Source organism: Klebsiella sp. HN106 (genome assembly GCF_051209435.1).
Lineage (GTDB): Bacteria > Pseudomonadota > Gammaproteobacteria > Enterobacterales > Enterobacteriaceae > Klebsiella > Klebsiella oxytoca.
The window spans coordinates 547955-565088 of sequence record NZ_JBLURD010000001.1 but is presented as its reverse complement, the minus strand read 5'-3'; the positions used below and the strand labels follow the sequence as shown (position 1 = coordinate 565088).

General features: G+C 47.8%; 17 protein-coding genes and 3 pseudogenes. 13 read left to right on the top strand and 7 right to left on the bottom strand.

Annotated features, from left to right (window positions below):
- Window positions 1-74 precede the first annotated feature (74 nt).
- Window positions 75-1538: a mannitol dehydrogenase family protein gene (locus ACSIPU_RS02655; RefSeq protein WP_004102437.1), complete on the top strand. Its 1464-nt coding sequence runs from the start codon at window positions 75-77 to the stop codon at window positions 1536-1538.
- Between the two features lie 268 nt (window positions 1539-1806).
- Window positions 1807-2238 carry a universal stress protein gene (locus ACSIPU_RS02650; protein WP_004102436.1) on the top strand — a complete coding sequence of 144 codons (432 nt, stop codon included), beginning with the start codon at window positions 1807-1809 and terminating at the stop codon, window positions 2236-2238.
- Window positions 2239-2289: 51 nt separating this feature from the next.
- Here ACSIPU_RS02650 and ACSIPU_RS02645 read toward each other — a convergent pair whose 3' ends face one another.
- From ACSIPU_RS02645 to ACSIPU_RS02635, 3 genes are all read right to left on the bottom strand, one after another.
- A complete protein-coding gene (locus ACSIPU_RS02645; RefSeq protein WP_004102435.1) occupies window positions 2290-2976 on the bottom strand; it encodes a GntR family transcriptional regulator in 687 nt (228 codons plus the stop codon).
- Between the two features lie 89 nt (window positions 2977-3065).
- A complete protein-coding gene (gene ydfG, locus ACSIPU_RS02640; RefSeq protein WP_047719792.1) occupies window positions 3066-3815 on the bottom strand; it encodes a bifunctional NADP-dependent 3-hydroxy acid dehydrogenase/3-hydroxypropionate dehydrogenase YdfG in 750 nt (249 codons plus the stop codon).
- A 1-nt stretch (window position 3816) separates the two neighbouring features.
- Entirely contained in the window at window positions 3817-3939 is a 123-nt protein-coding gene (locus tag ACSIPU_RS02635; protein ID WP_257787382.1) for a hypothetical protein, read from the bottom strand.
- Between the two features lie 48 nt (window positions 3940-3987).
- Between ACSIPU_RS02635 and dcp the strand changes: the two genes are divergently transcribed.
- On the top strand, window positions 3988-6030 hold the full coding sequence (dcp, locus tag ACSIPU_RS02630; protein ID WP_047719793.1) for a peptidyl-dipeptidase Dcp: 2043 nt from the start codon (window positions 3988-3990) through the stop codon (window positions 6028-6030).
- 274 nt (window positions 6031-6304) lie between these two features.
- Here the strand turns inward: dcp and ACSIPU_RS02625 are convergent.
- Window positions 6305-6496 (bottom strand): annotated as a pseudogene (locus tag ACSIPU_RS02625) (colicin-like pore-forming protein); the annotation flags it as partial.
- Between the two features lie 462 nt (window positions 6497-6958).
- Between ACSIPU_RS02625 and ACSIPU_RS02620 the strand changes: the two are divergent.
- The 4 genes and pseudogenes from ACSIPU_RS02620 (at window position 6959) to ACSIPU_RS02605 (ending at window position 9465) form a co-directional block, all read left to right on the top strand.
- The gene (locus ACSIPU_RS02620) at window positions 6959-7405 is read left to right on the top strand and encodes a DUF3290 domain-containing protein (RefSeq protein WP_004102431.1); all 447 of its coding nucleotides are present in this window, start codon (window positions 6959-6961) and stop codon (window positions 7403-7405) included.
- Window positions 7406-7414: 9 nt separating this feature from the next.
- Window positions 7415-8050 (top strand): DUF421 domain-containing protein, encoded by a 636-nt coding sequence (locus ACSIPU_RS02615; protein WP_004102429.1) that lies wholly within the window; start codon window positions 7415-7417, stop codon window positions 8048-8050.
- Between the two features lie 362 nt (window positions 8051-8412).
- A pseudogene (locus tag ACSIPU_RS02610) lies at window positions 8413-8692 on the top strand (SAM-dependent methyltransferase); the annotation flags it as partial.
- Window positions 8693-9111: 419 nt separating this feature from the next.
- Entirely contained in the window at window positions 9112-9465 is a 354-nt protein-coding gene (locus tag ACSIPU_RS02605) for a nuclear transport factor 2 family protein (protein WP_064370137.1), read from the top strand.
- A 355-nt stretch (window positions 9466-9820) separates the two neighbouring features.
- Here ACSIPU_RS02605 and ACSIPU_RS02600 read toward each other — a convergent pair whose 3' ends face one another.
- A complete protein-coding gene (locus ACSIPU_RS02600; RefSeq protein ID WP_004102425.1) occupies window positions 9821-10180 on the bottom strand; it encodes a hypothetical protein in 360 nt (119 codons plus the stop codon).
- Between the two features lie 482 nt (window positions 10181-10662).
- On the opposite strand from ACSIPU_RS02600, the gene ACSIPU_RS02595 reads away from it, so the two are divergent.
- The 4 genes and pseudogenes from ACSIPU_RS02595 to ACSIPU_RS02580 all read left to right on the top strand — a co-directional run bounded on the left by ACSIPU_RS02595 (window position 10663) and on the right by ACSIPU_RS02580 (window position 14106).
- Complete coding sequence (locus tag ACSIPU_RS02595; RefSeq protein WP_224226883.1) at window positions 10663-11112, top strand: DUF4354 family protein; 450 nt, start codon at window positions 10663-10665, stop codon at window positions 11110-11112.
- 172 nt (window positions 11113-11284) lie between these two features.
- Window positions 11285-11478 (top strand): annotated as a pseudogene (locus ACSIPU_RS02590) (hypothetical protein); the annotation flags it as partial.
- Between the two features lie 938 nt (window positions 11479-12416).
- On the top strand, window positions 12417-12836 hold the full coding sequence (locus ACSIPU_RS02585; protein WP_004102417.1) for a translesion error-prone DNA polymerase V autoproteolytic subunit: 420 nt from the start codon (window positions 12417-12419) through the stop codon (window positions 12834-12836).
- A 1-nt stretch (window position 12837) separates the two neighbouring features.
- A complete protein-coding gene (locus ACSIPU_RS02580) occupies window positions 12838-14106 on the top strand; it encodes a Y-family DNA polymerase (protein ID WP_016808795.1) in 1269 nt (422 codons plus the stop codon).
- A 94-nt stretch (window positions 14107-14200) separates the two neighbouring features.
- On the opposite strand, the gene ACSIPU_RS02575 is transcribed toward ACSIPU_RS02580, so the two are convergent.
- A complete protein-coding gene (locus ACSIPU_RS02575; protein ID WP_004102413.1) occupies window positions 14201-14812 on the bottom strand; it encodes a hypothetical protein in 612 nt (203 codons plus the stop codon).
- A gap of 176 nt (window positions 14813-14988) precedes the next feature.
- Window positions 14989-15660, bottom strand: a complete 672-nt coding sequence (locus ACSIPU_RS02570) for an SOS response-associated peptidase (RefSeq protein WP_004102410.1) — start codon at window positions 15658-15660, stop codon at window positions 14989-14991.
- Between the two features lie 405 nt (window positions 15661-16065).
- Here ACSIPU_RS02570 and ACSIPU_RS02565 point away from each other — a divergent pair, with 405 nt between their 5' ends.
- Both ACSIPU_RS02565 and ACSIPU_RS02560 read left to right on the top strand, forming a co-directional pair.
- Entirely contained in the window at window positions 16066-16626 is a 561-nt protein-coding gene (locus tag ACSIPU_RS02565; protein WP_004102408.1) for a UDP-N-acetylglucosamine acyltransferase, read from the top strand.
- Window positions 16623-17075, top strand: coding sequence for a hypothetical protein (locus ACSIPU_RS02560; RefSeq protein ID WP_004102406.1), 453 nt, complete (start codon window positions 16623-16625; stop codon window positions 17073-17075). The genes ACSIPU_RS02565 and ACSIPU_RS02560 overlap by 4 nt, the downstream gene beginning before the upstream one ends.
- Window positions 17076-17134 lie beyond the last annotated feature (59 nt).

Below are 17134 nucleotides of genomic sequence, written 5' to 3'. Positions count from 1 at the left end.
CATGAGAGGGTTTATATCAACAGCCTATTCTCACTTCATGTGGGGATCCAGAAATCATAAATATGAGAGCCACCATGGAAAATATGCTTTTAACAGCGCATGCCACGCTGCCATCCTACGATCGTAACCGTCTCGTTCCGCGCATTGTCCATCTGGGCTTTGGCGCATTTCATCGCGCGCATCAGGCCGTATATACAGATATTCTGGCGACGGAGCACGACAGCGACTGGGGTTATATTGAGGTAAACCTGATCGGCGGCGAACAGCAGATTGCCGACCTGCAGCAGCAGGATTTACTTTATACCGTCGCGGAAATGTCGGCCGATGCCTGGACCGCTCGCGTTGTTGGCGTGGTTAAGCAGGCGATACATGCCCAGGTGGATGGCCTGGAAAGCGTCCTGGCGAAAATGTGCGAGCCCCAGGTCGCGATTGTGTCACTGACCATTACTGAAAAGGGCTACTGCCACTCTCCGGCCAGCGGCCAGCTGCAGCTGGACCATCCGTTAATTGCTGCCGATTTACAACATCCTCATCAACCGAAATCTGCGCCGGGCGTGGTGGTTGAAGCGCTGGCGCGGCGCAAAGCAGCAGGACTGCCGCCGTTCAGCGTCATGTCCTGCGATAATATGCCGGAAAACGGTCACGTAATGCGTAATGTCGTCTGCGCCTATGCTAACGCTGTCGATGCTGAGTTAGCCGAGTGGATTGCGCGTAATGTCACTTTTCCCTCCACTATGGTGGACCGCATCGTTCCGGCGGTAACGGCCGATACATTAGAGAAAATTGAGCAGCTTACCGGCGTTCGTGACCCGGCGGGCGTCGCCTGTGAGCCGTTTCGCCAGTGGGTCATCGAAGATAACTTTGTCGCCGGTCGTCCAGAATGGGAGAAAGCCGGCGCCGAACTGGTCTCTGATGTGCTGCCGTTTGAAGAGATGAAGCTGCGTATGCTAAACGGCAGCCACTCTTTCCTTGCCTGGCTGGGCTATCTGGCCGGCTACCAGCATATTAATGACTGCATGCTGGACGACAACTATCGCCGCGCCGCGCATGCGCTGATGATGACTGAGCAGGCGCCGACGCTAAGCGTGCAGGGCGTTGATCTGGCACGCTATGCCGGCCTGTTGATCGATCGCTATAGCAACCCGGCGCTGCAGCACCGTACCTGGCAGATAGCCATGGACGGCAGTCAGAAGCTACCGCAGCGGATGCTGGATTCGATTCGCTGGCACCTGGCTCATGGCAGCGACTTTACGCTGCTGGCGATGGGCGTTGCCGGCTGGATGCGCTACGTCAGCGGGGTGGACGACCGGGGGCAGGAAATTGAAATTTCCGATCCGCTATTGCCGATCATCCAGCAGACTGTCCAAAATAGCGCGGACGGAGAAGAGCGGGTTAAAGCGCTGATGGGCATTGAGGCTATTTTCGGCCAGGACCTGAGCCAGGAGCCCCGGTTTGTTAATGAAGTCACGCGCGCTTATCTGTCGCTGAAAAAACACGGAGCCAAAGCGACCGTTGCCGCCTGGGCTCAGGAGAACTAAACATGGTGCCGCCGATGATGGCGGCATTACTGTTACATACCATTTCTGAACACTATTTTTATGTTCAGGGAGGGCTGTTTAAATAATAAATCTTGATCCAGATCGTTGAATATACATAACTTTATCTAACAACAGTTAAGTATAAATAATTGGCGTTTATTTTAATCTCTAAAGTATTTATTTGGGTGATTTATCATTCACCTGCTGAAGTAACTATGGCATGATGAGTTAACTTACTAAGTTTCCTCAGAAAAAAGGAGAACGGTCTATGTACAAAAAAATTTTGTTGCCAGTAGACGTTTTTGAAATGGATTTAAGTGATAAGGCGGTGCGTCATGCCGAGTTTTTGGCCTCAGCGGATGAAGGTGAAATAACGCTGCTCAACGTTCTGCCGAACAGCAGTAGCTCAATATTGCGCGGCTTTGCGGCTGATATACGTAAGTTTGAAGCCTATATGCGCGAGGAGTCGGAGAAAAAAATGAAGACGATATCCCGTCTGTTCTCGATTCCCGCCGGGCGAATTCACTCCAGAGTGGTGTTTGGCAACGTACGTGATGAAATCCTGGCGGTGAGCAGTAATGAAGAATTTGATGTTATCGTTATTGGTTCCCGTAAACCGGGAATATCAACCCATCTGTTGGGCTCTAACGCCGAGTCGATTTTACGCCACGCCAAAATACCGGTTTTGGTTGTCAGATAATACCGATCATTTTGTTTCTGGCGGCAGAGAAACGTTCTGCCGCTACGCATTTTACTCTTCGCTAAACCAGTCGCTATTTTCCTGACGTACCAGCAGCACGGATTCGCTAATTTCTTGCAGATGCAGGCTCATCGCCTTTTCAACCGCATCCGGGTTGCGGGCCACCAGCGGCTGGAAAATATCATAATGCTGGCGCAGCATCATATCGGGAGGAGTGACGTGATCGAGGCTCATGTAGCGCACCCGGTCAATGGTGGCTTTAATGTTTTCAACGGTATCCCAGGCGAGCTGGCAGTCGGCAATTTGCGAAAGCTTCTGATGAAACTCATCATCCAGCTGGAAAAAATCGGTTAACTGCTGGCGCTCAACCGCCGTGCGCTGCTGATTAAGATTTTGCTCAAGCTGGTAGAGCTGCTCATCATTCACCATTCCGGCAGCGCGTCGCACCACGGCGCATTCGATAGCCTGGCGGACAAAACAACCGTTGCGTACCTGCGAGAGAGAGATCTTATTTACGTAGCTGCCGCGCTGCGGACGGATCTGGATCAGGCCATTTTCAGCCAGTTTTATAAAGGCTTCGCGCACCGGCTGGCGAGAAACGTCAAAGCGCACGGAGACTTCTTTCTCCGAAAGCGGGGTCCCGGGCGGAATCAGACAATGGACGATATCCCGACGAAGGATACGATAAATTTGCTGATTTACGGGCTGTGTCGGATTCAGTTGAGCTTCTGCGGCCATTGATGGTTACTTTTTATAAGGTAGTTGCGCTATTTTACGGGATTTTTACCGTCCAGCCCAGACCCGGCCTGCAGGCCGGGTCACGGAGCTTAGCCCTGACGGTGAACGTTCAGTCCGGCAAAACTTTGGCTGACCGGCATCATTTCCAGGGTGTTGATGTTGACGTGTTTTGGCAGGTTCGCGACCCACCAGACCGCTTCGGTGACGTCTTCCGGCGTCAGGGCTTCGGTATTCTCGTAGGCTTTACCCGCCTTCGCGTCGTCACCTTTAAAGCGCACGTTAGAGAATTCGGTTCCGCCAACCAGGCCCGGTTCAATATCGGTCACGCGCAGGGCCGTACCGTGCAGGTCTGTACGCAGGTTCAGGCTGAACTGGCGCACAAACGCCTTGGTCGCGCCGTAGACGTTACCGCCTGCATATGGCCACGCGCCGGCGACCGAGCCGATGTTAATGATATGGCCGCGATTACGTTCAACCATTCCCGGCAGAACGGCGCGGGTCATATAAACCAGCCCTTTGTTATTGGTGTCAATCATGTCTTCCCAGTCTTCAATGCTGGCTTTGTGCGCGGGTTCAAGACCCAGCGCAAGCCCGGCATTATTGACGAGAACATCAATCGCCTGCCAGTCATCCGGCAGCCCGGCAATCATCTCTTCGATGGCTGCGCGATTGCGTACGTCCAGCTGGGCGGTATAAAGATTCTCGCCCAGCTCATCCTTAAGAGTTTTCAGGCGTTCTTCGCGACGCCCGGTGGCAATCACTTTGTGACCGTTAGCGATAAAACGGCGAGTAATACTTTCACCAAAACCCGCGGTTGCTCCGGTAACCAGGATAATCATCTTACTGTTCCTCAACGCTTTTTGTGTCTTCATACCATAGCACGCGATCCCGGCGACGGGTAATGGAAATCATCAGCCAGACGTTGTCGATCGCGGCGATAAACAGAGTATTGATTGCGGTCAATCAATGAGTTGCCTAATCTTACAGGATAATCGTTTTCAGGAGATGAAGATGTCGGAGAACAATCCTTTTTTCAGCGTTAGCCTGCTGCCTTATCAGGCGCCGCGTTTCGATCTGATTGACGTCAGCCATTACCGACCCGCCTTCGACGAAGGCGTTCGTCGCCAGCGTGAAGAAATTGCCGCTATCGTTAATAACCCGCAGCCGGCTGATTTTGCCAATACCCTGGAGGCCCTGGAGCAGAGCGGTCAGCTGCTGGCGCGGGTAACCAACGTCTTTTTTGCGATGGCAGGCGCGGAGACTAACCCGACCATTCAGGCACTCGATGAGCAGTTTTCCGCCGAGCTGGCTGAACTGGCTAACGATATCTGGCTCAACGATGCTCTTTTTCAGCGGGTGAAGCTGGTGTGGGAGCGGCGAGAATCGCTCTCCCTTGACGCCGAGTCCAGACGTCTCCTTGAGGTAACCTGGCAACGCTTTACCCTTGCGGGAGCCACGCTTGCGGAAGAGCAAAAAGCGGCGCTGCGCGCGCTGAATACCGAAGCGGCGGCGCTGCAAAGCCAGTTCCAACAGCGCCTGCTGGCGGCGGTAAAATCGGGTGGCCTGGCGGTGGATTATGTTCATCAGCTCACAGGTCTCAGCGATGATGAGATAAGCGCAGCGGCAGAAGCCGCGCAGGAGAAAGGGTTAAGCGGACGCTGGCTGCTTTCTCTGCTCAATACCACCCAGCAGCCTGCGCTGCTTTCGTTGCAGGATCGGCAAACGCGAGAAAATCTTTTTGCAGCTGGCTGGACGCGAAATCAGAAGGGCGATGCGAATGACACACGCGAGCTGGTGCTGCGGTTGACGGCAATCCGCGCGCGCAAAGCGCAACTGCTGGGCGCAGATGACTTTGCCAGCTGGTCGATGGCCGATCAGATGGCGGGCGCCCCGGCAGAGGCGTTTGCCTTTATGCGGCGAATCGCTCCGGCGGCGCGGGCGCGAGCCGAACAGGAGCTGGCGGATATTCAGCAGGTTATCGATCAGGAAGGCGGCGACTTCCGCGCGGCAGCGTGGGACTGGCTCTATTACGCAGAACAGGTGCGCCGGGCGAAATTTGCTATCGATGAAGCACAGCTTAAGCCCTATTTTGCTCTCGAGCGCGTTCTGCGTGATGGCGTATTCTGGGCAGCGACACAGCTGTTTGGCATTCGCTTTGTGGAACGATTCGATATCCCGGTTTATCACCCTGACGTGCGGGTCTGGGAAATCATCGACGCTAGCGGCGAGGGTATCGCACTTTTTTATGGCGACTATTTCTCGCGGGATAGCAAAAGCGGCGGGGCGTGGATGGGCGTATTTGTCGAACAATCCACCCTGCGTGCGCAGCATCCGGTTATCTACAACGTCTGTAACTATCAGAAACCGAAAGCCGGGCACAGCGCGTTGCTTTCCTGGGATGAAGTTATCACTTTATTTCACGAGTTTGGCCATACGCTGCACGGGCTGTTTGCCAGCCAGAAGTACGCCAGCCTGTCGGGAACCAATACGCCACGCGATTTTGTTGAGTTTCCTTCGCAGATTTATGAACATTGGGCCAGCGAGCCGCAGGTGTTTGCCCACTATGCGCGGCATTACCAAACCGGCGAGGCCATGCCGGCAGCGCTTCGCGACAGCATGTTCCGCGCGGCGAAGTTTAATAAAGGCTACGATATGAGTGAGCTGCTCGCGGCGGCGCTGCTGGATATGCACTGGCACAGCGTAGCCGTGGATAAGCTACCCGATGACGTTGATACTTTTGAAGCCGCAGCCCTGCATGCGGAGAAAATGGATCTTCCCGCCGTGCCGCCACGCTATCGTAGCAGCTACTTTTCGCATATTTTCGGCGGCGGCTACGCCGCGGGTTATTACGCCTATCTGTGGACGCAGATGCTGGCGGATGACGGCTACCAGTGGTTCGTTGAGCAGGGTGGTTTAACTCGTGAAAACGGCCAGCGCTTCCGCGAAGCGATTTTGTCTCGCGGCAATAGTACTGATTTAGCAGAACTTTATCGCCAGTGGCGCGGACACGATCCGCAGATTGAGCCGATGCTGGAAAACCGCGGGCTGAGTTAGTCGCGCGTTTTGACGAGTAGAAGAAGACCGGGCGCAGTTCAGCAGAGCCCGGTTTTTTGTCTATTTTTCTTCCCCAAAATCCCGCCAAAACTTTTCCCCAAAATATCATGAGGCATGCCCCATTTGATGCCACTGAAACCAATAAATTGACTTTGTATTATATATTTGATTTCTTATCTGCGATTCCTTTGGCATCGCTTGCAGAGTTCTGCAATCGAAGGAAGCCATTATAAAATAATAATAGCTTTGTATTGGTTACAAAACAAAATTGGTGTTAAATAGCGATAATTTTGTTAGCTTCTTCTACGATGGTATCGTTAACGATAGCACCAATTCCAGCCATAATTAAGCCACATCCCAGCACTCCTACCGGATCAGACAAAACGGCGGCAAAAGCTAATGCTGCGAGATGCGTGGCGGCTAAATCGATAGCGATTGTCTGCACTTTAACAAAGAAAGGGTGCCAGTTATCAGTCTCAACTCAGCGCCCGGTTCTCAAGGTACAGGTCGGCAAACTAGTTGGCCGACTGATTATGACGGAGGATCTCTAAATGTGAATGGCACGATTATGCGGGATACTTACATCAATAGCCTCAAAATGTTCATTTCCGGCACAAGGTTTTCAGCAGGGAGTCCCAGACTTATTTGTGAACATCTTTGCAAAATGGATGGTCAATTTTGAAGACCCTTCGGCTGCGCGCTTGAACCTTTGATTAAGTTGTTCATTCCAAATAAGAATGCTCCATGAGCCAACATCCCCCATATGCAGATACTTAATCCATCGATGCTCCACTTACGGCTTAAAAGATAATGACAAATTGCAGCTGATGGCTGATAATTACTGGTTGTTAAGTAACATCATGGCTGAAAGATGCTATGCGTTACTATAACGAAAATGGGGTATTGAAGGTTTAGGGATTATAAATTTATGAGATTTTATGGCATCGATTATCTACAAATGCAGTCTAATATCAATGATTATTTAAAATACATTATTATATTTAGTACATTATTTATCCTGATCGTTGTTTTTAGCCTGTATATGCGCCATCGTTTACAAACTAAATACCGTGACTTAACGATCATTGCGTTCTTATTTTTACTCTTCATTTCTGGTGTTCAGTATGCAGATTATACCGATAGCCAAAATATACACTCCAGGTCATCACAAATGGTCAACTTTATTAGATTGTTGTCACAAGAAAAAAAAGTGAGTGTTAATTCTATATTCTCCAGTTCAGTACAACTTTCGGATGGCATTATCGTTAAAATTAATGATTTTTATTATCGTGTCAACTTAAGTCTGGATCAAAAAACATACAGCCTGGTAGAGGTTTCGTTAGTAACCCCAGATGTTGAAATCGTGAAAAACTGAGGAATAGAAATGATAATTTATACACCTATCATAATAAAGTTGGGACTGGGAATACTGTGCTTAATTGTTCAAATAAATCTCATGGGAAAGGGAAATCTGGCCCCTTCATCCGCAATGGATCAGGTTCAGAACTATGTGCTGGGGGGGATTATTGGTGGCGTAATTTACAATGAATCAATAACAGTACTACAATTTGTTCTGGTATTAATTATATGGACTTTTCTGGTTTTTGTTCTTAAGTTTTTAAAAGAAAATAATCGGTTAGTAAAAAGAATTCTTGATGGAAAGCCTATTACTTTGGTTCATAATGGAAGTGTCAATGTTAAGGAATGTTTACGCAATGGTGTTTCAGCTAATGATTTGATGTTCAAATTAAGAGCAAGTGGTATTTATGAAATAGAACAGCTTAAACGAGTGATACTTGAACAAAATGGTCAGTTAACCATTATACAAAATGGTGATGAAAATATACGTTATCCAATCATAGTGGATGGTTTGGCCAACCATGATCTGCTCGAAATCCTTAACAAGAATAGTGACTGGTTAGAAAACGAAGTTATAAAGCAAGGCTTCAATAAAATCAGTGAAGTGTATTTAGGTGAGTATTTATCAGGTAGAATCAATTTATACGGATATGAAAAATAAAACCCAAAACTAATGCCCTTGTTATCAGCATCCAACTGATATTGGTGATTTTTTGTAGAGGGGTAAGTATCAGGAGGCTGCCATTTCTGGTGTACCTCTATCTCAGGTCTTTAGCATCAACATCCGCTTCTGACGTATAGCGGACGTTTTCAAAGCTATAGGCTATTGGTAGCATCATCAGTTCTGGCCATTTTTTTCATGTTACTAACCGTGCGAACAGGGCGCCAGGTGAAATGGTTTGCTGACAGAGCGCCATTTGCAATTATCTTCCCCGCTTATCAGAGAACTTCATTTTGGTGAGATCGCCGCGTCTTTGTATGGTGACTATCGCCATCAGCATGGGGTTTTGAACACAAAGGGCCATGTTGTTGTGCCTCCCTGAACATGACGAGCGCGGCATATTCAGCGATATCCATGCCGAGCGGCATGCCCTTTGTGATGGCCGACAGTTGGTTATAATCCCCGATATTATCGCCGATTTTCGCAGGTTACCTTTTGAAGCCTCATCGTTTTCTGTGGTGGTTTTTGATCCCCCACATCTTGAACGTGTCGGACCAAACGGATGGCACGGTAAAAAAATATGGAAAGCTGGATTGGGACAACTGGGGAGATGATCTACGCGCTGGCGTTAGAGAGGCATTTTGAGTACTGAATCCTCATGGTGTTTTAATTTTTGGCCTGGTTTTAAATAAATGTTGAAGTTGATAGTTTTTGGTGATATACCATAATAATAGTATATTTAAAGATTCAGAGGCCATATTATGGCAAATGTTAAATCTTTGATTTCAGATAGTTAAAAACCATCAGTATCTCAACAAGAGCCGTTGCTTTGATATCTAAAAGAAATGCTCGTATTAGGTTCAAAAATAGATCAAGTAGTTCAATGCAATATATTCCGTGCTTTTGCAAGAGCAATGGATTTTAAAGCTCGAGAACCTGTATGCGTTTAATGTATACATTGTCTTGAAATTAATTGTAAAAGTAGTATGCATTAATGAAATTAGATTTTTTTATATTGCAAATTAAAATAAAAATTATCACATACCGAGGAGTTAAAGTATATGAAGCCAAAAGAAGTACTTTGCCAATGGGTTGACGCATTTAATAATGCAGATATAGAAACCATCTCAGAATTATATGATGATAATGCAATAAACCATCAGGTTGCCAATGAGCCAGTTGTTGGGAAAGAGGCTATAAAGAAAATGTTTGAACAAGATTTTTCTTACGCACAAATGGTTTGTATCGTTGAAAACATTTTCGAAGATGGGCAATGGGCAATTTTAGAGTGGCGTGACCCATTCGGTTTGAGAGGTTGCGGTTTTTTTCAAATAGTAAATAATAAAATTTTATTTCAAAGAGGCTACTGGGATAAGCTATCTTTCTTGAAATTGCGCAATTTACCTATTGAATAAAATAAATATTTACCCTATGTGAATAGTTTGCAAATTTCTTAAAATTTTCGTTAAGGGAAGTGTAATAACTTCCCTTTATAAATTGTTATAATATCAACTCTGTATTAAAACATAGCCTAATTTTAAGTGGAACGAGATTGCTGGCTGGGATATAGCATTGATTATCGCGAGCTGCGCGCCTGCGACTATGGTGCCCCAACGATAACTGACCAAATTCCGAACCGGAGCTACCGGGCAGCAAGTAACGGATCCGTTGCCGACGGTAACCGTAGGGACATCAAAACGCCCGGCGGGAATGGTCATGCGTGGGGGATTGTCGAGGCAGATTTTTCTTCCCCAAAATCAATCTTTATCCTTAAGACACCCTTTTACACTGTGCAATTATTGATGAAATAGCTTCATACATATCCTTGTTATGGCGGGCATAATAAAAACTTACGGTGCTTTGCTTTCCGCTAAAATCTGCTATATCGACCCATGCTACGGTGTTTCCTCCTGCGTCCAGAATGTTATATCTATAGGAACCGTCTGGCAGCGAGTCATCCTGTTGCATCAATAAGTCGTTGTTCACCGCTGCGGATTGTAAGCATGACGCGACTTCATTTTTATAACCATTAAAATAACTCGTGCGTAATTCTGGATGTATCCCGACAAGGCCGGGGTCCACACAGCCGGTCAGGGTGATAAATATAAATGCTAATAATGATATCTTCATTGGGAATAAACTCCTGATATGAGGCTTTAGGGTAAGCCGCAAAAAATAACTATGCAAATGTTTACCTTTAGTATCTTGATATTATCAATTGTTGTAATTGTGTTATTTAAAAAAGCAAATTTAAATAACATCCGTGGTTGTCAATTCTTATATTTGTTATGTTTATCATCCATTGAATAAAAATATATGGGGCAGGTCACAATCAATGATGATTTTTACTTAGTCAGATACTGATTTCCATGCTTATAATTTAACTGGTGAGTTCAGTAATTCAATGGCTAATACATTTTGTTACAAAAGCAGGCAGTCATCTCATGCTTTATAATAAAATATCAAACGTCCCTCTTTTCTTATTTAAATGTTCTGTGTGATGTGCGCCCACATCAAAATGTGAGTTTTTATAAGATTTAAGCTAAAGGGATGAAATAAGCGATAAATGTATTGTAAATAGCATGAGTGTGACTTAACCTTGCTGTGTTGTCATGTTAGTACCTGTTCTTAAGTTTTTAGCGTTAGGGATTATAATGTTCTCCAGGAAAATTAAAATTTTTAGTCTGTTTCTATCTTTAATGGCCGCCGGTCAGGCGATTTCCGCCGTTAAGTCCCCAGACGTCACTGTCTATGCGCAGAAAGAGGGGGCCGGAAGTGTATGGAACAGCGTGACGGGGAAAGCTGAGCATTTGCTATCATATCAGGTTACGGTTAACAACAACTCCAGTGAACCTTTGGTTCCTGGTAAAGATAATAAAATGTGTTTTTACCTCGATGATAATATGGGGAAAACCTTAATGGGGCATGGGATACAGTTAGAACTTTTATCCCCATATAAGCCAGGAGAGTCCCGCACTGGCGTCATTTACTTTTCCAGTACTGAACCCGATATGCTGTCATTACCTTATGTCAAACTTGGTTTAGGTTCCCAGTGTAAATAACTCTTTTTTAGGATTATTAATGTCGGATAAACAGGTCAGGGGATTTACCTTTAGCGGCCTGTTTTTCTTTAATATAAATAATTAAAGCAAAACAGATTGCTCTCCCTTTTTTATCCTTTCTTTTCCTCGTCAGCAAAGTATAAGCATGCGGCGGGCTTCCGGGTTAACCGACTGGATTAAGCAGATAGTGGACCAGGGCTGCCGGTGATTCGTTGAGCAGGGCGGTTTAACGCGAGAAAACGGCCAGCGCTTGCGCGAGGCGGTGCTGTCTCGCGGCAACAGGACTGATCTGATTTAGCTGAGCGTTATCGCCAGCGACGCGGGCAGGATCCGGATATTGAGTGGTGCCGGAAAACCGCGGGCTGAGGTTCGTCGAGCGCTTTGTCGATTCATCGAGAACCGGGTGCCAGAGCCCGGTTTTCTGTTCTTTTTCTTCTCCAGCATCAACCCTTAAACGCATCAATATTGGCCTGGAGATTCTGTTGGGGGGGCTAAAATGCATGCGCATTCGATTTAACCTTAGCAATAAACTTCTCCGTAAGGGACAGCCCTTCGATGATTTCCTTATCTACTACAGCAATTCCATACTGGATGATTAACTCAAGTAGCCCTTCATAGCTCTGTATGAGCTCCTGAAGGCTGTTGAGCGTTTTGCGATCGGAAACTGAGGGGCTCCGGGAATTCGCAGTCGTTTGATTAACAATCCACTCAAGGTTGGCTTTAATTATTTCTATGTCATTGTAACTATACATATTTCATGGGCTTAAATCCTCATTTCAAGATTTTTTTGAGAAAACGTGTTTCTGCCTTCATAGAATGAAGCTGTTGAATAACATTCAAAAACGCTATTACTGAAGGTGTCGATGGCCTGGTCAGACTGGGGGTGAGCTGCAGAAGCGGTTCCTGTTGAATAGCGCTGCTACTGGCATATCCCGTGAAGAAGGGCGCGATGCGCATTATCTTAATTATGCAACGGTTCGCCGATATATCAAGAAATGCACGGTACAAACTGCGGAAAAGTCATTTTCCCTGCGGGATCAGTTTGCTCACCTGCGAACCGTATGCAAGAGCTGCAGGTGAGCAATTTGCTATGAAGGCAGAACCATAGCGACAAAATTTTATCGTCGCACTGCTGGCAAAACCAACAAACAGTTTATCGCCGGGAACATTTTAGGACTTACCTTACTCGTTACATCAATATGTTACGACAGTGAGGTAAATTGATAGACGGAACCTATATTGATATGTCGCCGGGTTAAATATACTGTATGTATAAACAGTATTTATGTGAGCGGATACTTACAATGATTTTTTACACCCCTGCAGAGCTGCGAGAAGTCCTTTCACTTCCGCTATACAGTTGTCTCGTTCAATGTGGTTTTCCGAGCCCCGCTCAGGATTATGTTGAACAACGAATCGACCTGAACGAACTGTTAGTCAATCACCCCTCAGCGACGTATTTTGTCAAAGCTGCGGGCGATAGCATGAAGGATGCGGGCATTGGTGAGGGGGATCTTCTGGTCGTGGATAGCTCAAGAACTGCAGTCCATGGCGATATCGTGATTGCCGCGGTGGACGGGGAGTTCACCGTTAAGAAGCTGCAGCTTCATCCACGGGTTCAGCTCAATCCGATGAATATCGCTTATACCCCCATCGTCGTGGGTAGCGAGGACACGCTGGATGTATTCGGTGTGGTGACGTATATCATCAAAGCGGCTGGCTGAGATGTTCGCCCTGTGTGACGTGAACTCATTTTATGCCAGCTGTGAGACGGTGTTCAGACCCGATTTAAAAGGGCGGCCGGTGGTTGTCCTTTCCAATAACGATGGCTGTGTGATTGCGCGCAGCGCAGAAGCTAAAGCCGCCGGGATAACGATGGGAGAACCGTTTTTCAAACAAAAGGATCTTTTCAGACGGGCTGGCGTAGTTTGCTTCAGCAGCAATTACGAGCTTTACGCGGATATGTCCAACCGCGTGATGACAACGCTTGAGGAGATGTTGCCGCGGGTAGAGATTTACAGCATTGATGAGGCTTTTTGCGATCTAACGGGGGTGCGAAACTGCCGTGACCTGACGGAGTTTGGTAAAGAGATCCGCGCTACGGTTCTTAAGCGTACGCATCTGACCGTTGGCGTTGGCATTGCCCAAACGAAAACCCTGGCTAAGCTCGCCAATCATGCGGCTAAAAAATGGCAAAGGCAGACGGGCGGCGTGGTTGATTTGTCGAACGTTGAGCGTCAGCGCCGGCTGTTGGCCCTGGTTCCCGTGGAGGATGTCTGGGGCGTTGGCAGACGCATCAGTAAGAAACTGAATACGATGGGCATCAAAACGGCTCTGGATCTCTCAGAGCAGAGCGCATGGGTTATCCGAAAACACTTTAATGTCGTACTGGAGCGAACGGTAAGAGAACTTCGCGGCGAGCCCTGCCTTGAGCTGGAAGAATTCCCGCCGGCAAAGCAGGAGATCGTCTGCAGCCGATCTTTCGGCGAACGCGTCACCGAGTATGAGCAGGTGCGTCAGGCGATCTGCAGCTATGCCGCCCGCGCGGCTGAAAAGCTGCGCGGTGAGCATCAGTACTGCCGCTTTATTTCGACGTTCGTGAAGACTTCCCCCTTTGCACTGAATGAGCCTTACTATGGCAACAGCGCCCAGGTGATGCTTCTCATCCCCACGCAGGATTCCCGCGACATTATCCATGCGGCGGTAAAGTGCCTGGATAAAATCTGGCGCGATGGCCACCGCTATCAGAAAGCTGGCGTCATGCTCGGCGACTTTTTTAGCCAGGGCGTCGCGCAGTTAAACCTGTTTGATGACAACGCCCCGCGGCATAACAGCGGCAAGCTTATGGAAGTGCTCGATCATCTCAACTCGCAAGAGGGAAGAGGCACCCTTTATTTTGCCGGGCAGGGTATTCAGACCGCATGGCAAATGAAAAGAGAGATGCTTTCGCCGCGTTACACCACGAGATACAGCGATTTGCTTCAGGTCAGGTGATAGGGAGAACGCCGCAACTCTATACCATTCCTTTCTTAGCAAGTTGCCTGGTTGAGCTCGCAGCTCGGATAACACGCCAATATCAGCGCAGGGTTCAGGTTGATTCCTGCCCCAGGGTTCCGCGAAAATTGCAGTAATAACCAATAGAGGCGGTGAGACAAAGCATATAACCGAATGATTCGCTGCCTTCCTCAACGACATTTTTTACAACCCGAACGTAACCGTCATCGAGTATGGCCTGCCATAAACCTTGCATACCGAAGAGTCGGGAGAAGACCAGAATAGCCAGCAGCCCGCTGATTAACATGCCGTACCCGGGCGTACGGGTATATTGTGTAAGCTGTTCCATGGTCTGACGATAATGAATAAGTGGATTAATTAAGGCTGCCAGAGCGGCAATCAGCGCAAACCACACCCAACTCCCGTGAGAAATAAGATCAAAAAGGGCGTCCAGCTCACGAATTAGCATGGCAAGGAAAAAGCCGCCAATAAGAATATTGCAGTAGCGCATGGATTTATACTGCTTCGCCAGCAGAAAATGAATAACAACAATGGTAGCTAACACCAACTCCTGAACAATTTCAGTGAGTGATAATTCCGAAATATTATAATCCCAATAATGTATATCGACCCACAGGCAAAGTACCACAAATGCGCAGGTACAAGCCGCGCCAAGGAAGAAGAAAAAGCTTTTAAGTACAGTCATTAACATCACCAATTTTGATTATGGCGAATATGATAGGTGACGTTAATGTAAATTCTGTTCACTTTGTGCTGTATAATAACCTTTCTTTAACACATAATGCGGATTAGCTTATTCTGGGTGATATATTTTACGAACATGGAACGATCGCGCCTGTAAGAGGTATATGCAGATTGTGCTTAGCTGAGTGCTTGTATCAATTCCGGTCCCTGGTTTTTCACATTACCTACCGCTCGCGATACCGGGTGGCAGGCGAAATGGTCTGCGGAAACCGCCCCGTCGGCAATAATCTCTTCCGCTTCTTTCCCACCGACATCCTGGCGCATCCATTTCCTGGCAGCTTCAGGCTCCAGCACTAACGGGCGGCGGTCGTGAATATCGACAAGGCCTCGATCGGCGGCGGACGTGACGATAAGAAACCCTTCCGCTTCATCGCCGCGTTCGAAAGGTACGCTGCCGATCGCCGCCATGAATAGAGGCTTACCGTCTTTACGATGGATGAAGTAGGGTTGTTTTTTATCGCCTTCACGCTTCCACTCGAACCAACCGTCGGCAAAGCAAATCGCCCGGCCATGCTGCCATAGCGGTTTAAACATTCTGCTGGTGGCCGCGGTTTCGGCACGAGCGTTAATAAGCGCGGGTTTGTCCCACCACCCGGGGGCATAGCCCCAGTGTACCGGATCGAGGTGCAGCCGTTCGTTACGTTCGCTGAGCAACAGAACTTTGGTACCGGGCGCCACGTTATAGCGTCCTATAGGCTGCGGATCATAAGCAATGTCGCGCTCGGCTTCTTCAGCCAGATAGGTCAGATATTCTTCCCTGGTTTGTGATTGAGCAAAACGTCCGCACATAGCTACCTCTAATCGGATATCAGATTTTAAGTATAGGTCAGTATGCTTCTCCTCTATTTTCAACGGCGCCGTGGCCGCAATCGCGGCGGACCTGGCCCTCTCGAAGTTCGTTGAGCAGGGCCCGGTTTATGGCGCAAATATCCGCTACTCAATCCCTTTAAAAAATTAAAACCTGAGAAAGTTCTGAATAAATTAGTGTCTATCTTTCAGTATCCTGCGCGCTTTTATCTGATTGCAGTGATAAATGTTGTGAGCGTAGCCGAGAGCCCAAAAAGCGATGGCAAAATCCATTTAACGTCCACGCCAGAGATAATGTTTATCCTATTATTTAACTAACTGATTAAAATCAATATATCTGGATTATTTATTACGTTAGGATGACCTTACAACTAACGGGGATAAATAATGAAAAAACTACTCTTAATTGCTGTTGTTATTGGGTCTTTAACAGGATGTGCCAGCGTTCCACCTCTGAATTTTTCTACACCTGGCGTTGGCGTTAGCCAGAAGAAAATTGATGCACAGCTAAAATCACTCACGGTTTCGCTTGCGCGTCCCGATGAGCAGAAAGGCGATATCGTCGCGGGGATGGAAACCATTACCCCCATTTGGCGAGACTCGTTACAAGAGGCGCTCGATAGAATGGCGATCTTTAAAGATAACTCTGCTAATACGGTGAGCCTTAACGTGAAAGTCTTAGCGATTGACGTTCCGAGCTTTGGCATGGCCATGACAACGAAAGCCGTTGCGCGTTATGAGGTAATTAACCGCTCTAATGGCGATATTATTTATACGCAAGATATCGAATCTACTGGAACTGTGCCTGCATCCTATGCCTTCGTGGGCGTTGTTCGCGCCCGTGAATCAATAAACCGCGCGGTACAAAACAATATTACGCAGTTCTTACAAGCGTTAGAAAGCATTGAACTCTCCCGCCCGATGTTCCCTTCGAAGGTAGATAAATGAGACGGGTCGCTTTAATCACGATGCTCACGTTGTTAGGGGGGTGTGCGCAGGATATTTCCCCGAATAGCTATTCCGTGGGTTCGGTAGGCATGGTGAATCGCTCTATTGCCGGCACTATCATTAGCGCGCGACCGGTCGATATTCGTGGCACATCCGCTTTGGGCGGTGCTGCGGGTACGGCCGCGGGAGCGGCTGCAGGGTCTGCAATTGGAGGAGGCACTCGCGCGAATATTGTCGGCGCTATTGGCGGGGCGGTTGTCGGGGGGCTAACCGGCGCAGCGCTTGAAGCTTCTGCGACAAAACAGACGGGGATGGAATATGTTATCGAAACGGAAAACGGTAATCTGATGACCGTTGTACAAGGTAATACCCCCTTGTTTGTCGAAGGTAATAAGATACTCGTACTATACGGCAGTCCTTCACGTATCATTGCCGATCCTCGGCATTGATACAGCAATGAACGCCGGGCGTAGAGCCTGATAGCTGCCAGTTAAGCGTATTGAAGGTA

Coding starts and splice junctions, on each gene's coding strand:
- ACSIPU_RS02570 (WP_004102410.1), bottom strand. CDS start 15,660: ATGTGCGGACGTTTTGCTCAATCACAAACCAGGGAAGAATATCTGACC.
- ACSIPU_RS02560 (WP_004102406.1), top strand. CDS start 16,623: ATGAGACGGGTCGCTTTAATCACGATGCTCACGTTGTTAGGGGGGTGT.
- ACSIPU_RS02580 (WP_016808795.1), top strand. CDS start 12,838: ATGTTCGCCCTGTGTGACGTGAACTCATTTTATGCCAGCTGTGAGACG.
- ACSIPU_RS02565 (WP_004102408.1), top strand. CDS start 16,066: ATGAAAAAACTACTCTTAATTGCTGTTGTTATTGGGTCTTTAACAGGA.
- ydfG (WP_047719792.1), bottom strand. CDS start 3,815: ATGATTATCCTGGTTACCGGAGCAACCGCGGGTTTTGGTGAAAGTATT.
- ACSIPU_RS02600 (WP_004102425.1), bottom strand. CDS start 10,180: ATGAAGATATCATTATTAGCATTTATATTTATCACCCTGACCGGCTGT.
- ACSIPU_RS02655 (WP_004102437.1), top strand. CDS start 75: ATGGAAAATATGCTTTTAACAGCGCATGCCACGCTGCCATCCTACGAT.
- ACSIPU_RS02650 (WP_004102436.1), top strand. CDS start 1,807: ATGTACAAAAAAATTTTGTTGCCAGTAGACGTTTTTGAAATGGATTTA.
- ACSIPU_RS02645 (WP_004102435.1), bottom strand. CDS start 2,976: ATGGCCGCAGAAGCTCAACTGAATCCGACACAGCCCGTAAATCAGCAA.
- ACSIPU_RS02615 (WP_004102429.1), top strand. CDS start 7,415: ATGATAATTTATACACCTATCATAATAAAGTTGGGACTGGGAATACTG.
- ACSIPU_RS02605 (WP_064370137.1), top strand. CDS start 9,112: ATGAAGCCAAAAGAAGTACTTTGCCAATGGGTTGACGCATTTAATAAT.
- dcp (WP_047719793.1), top strand. CDS start 3,988: ATGTCGGAGAACAATCCTTTTTTCAGCGTTAGCCTGCTGCCTTATCAG.
- ACSIPU_RS02575 (WP_004102413.1), bottom strand. CDS start 14,812: ATGACTGTACTTAAAAGCTTTTTCTTCTTCCTTGGCGCGGCTTGTACC.
- ACSIPU_RS02620 (WP_004102431.1), top strand. CDS start 6,959: ATGAGATTTTATGGCATCGATTATCTACAAATGCAGTCTAATATCAAT.
- ACSIPU_RS02595 (WP_224226883.1), top strand. CDS start 10,663: ATGTTAGTACCTGTTCTTAAGTTTTTAGCGTTAGGGATTATAATGTTC.
- ACSIPU_RS02585 (WP_004102417.1), top strand. CDS start 12,417: ATGATTTTTTACACCCCTGCAGAGCTGCGAGAAGTCCTTTCACTTCCG.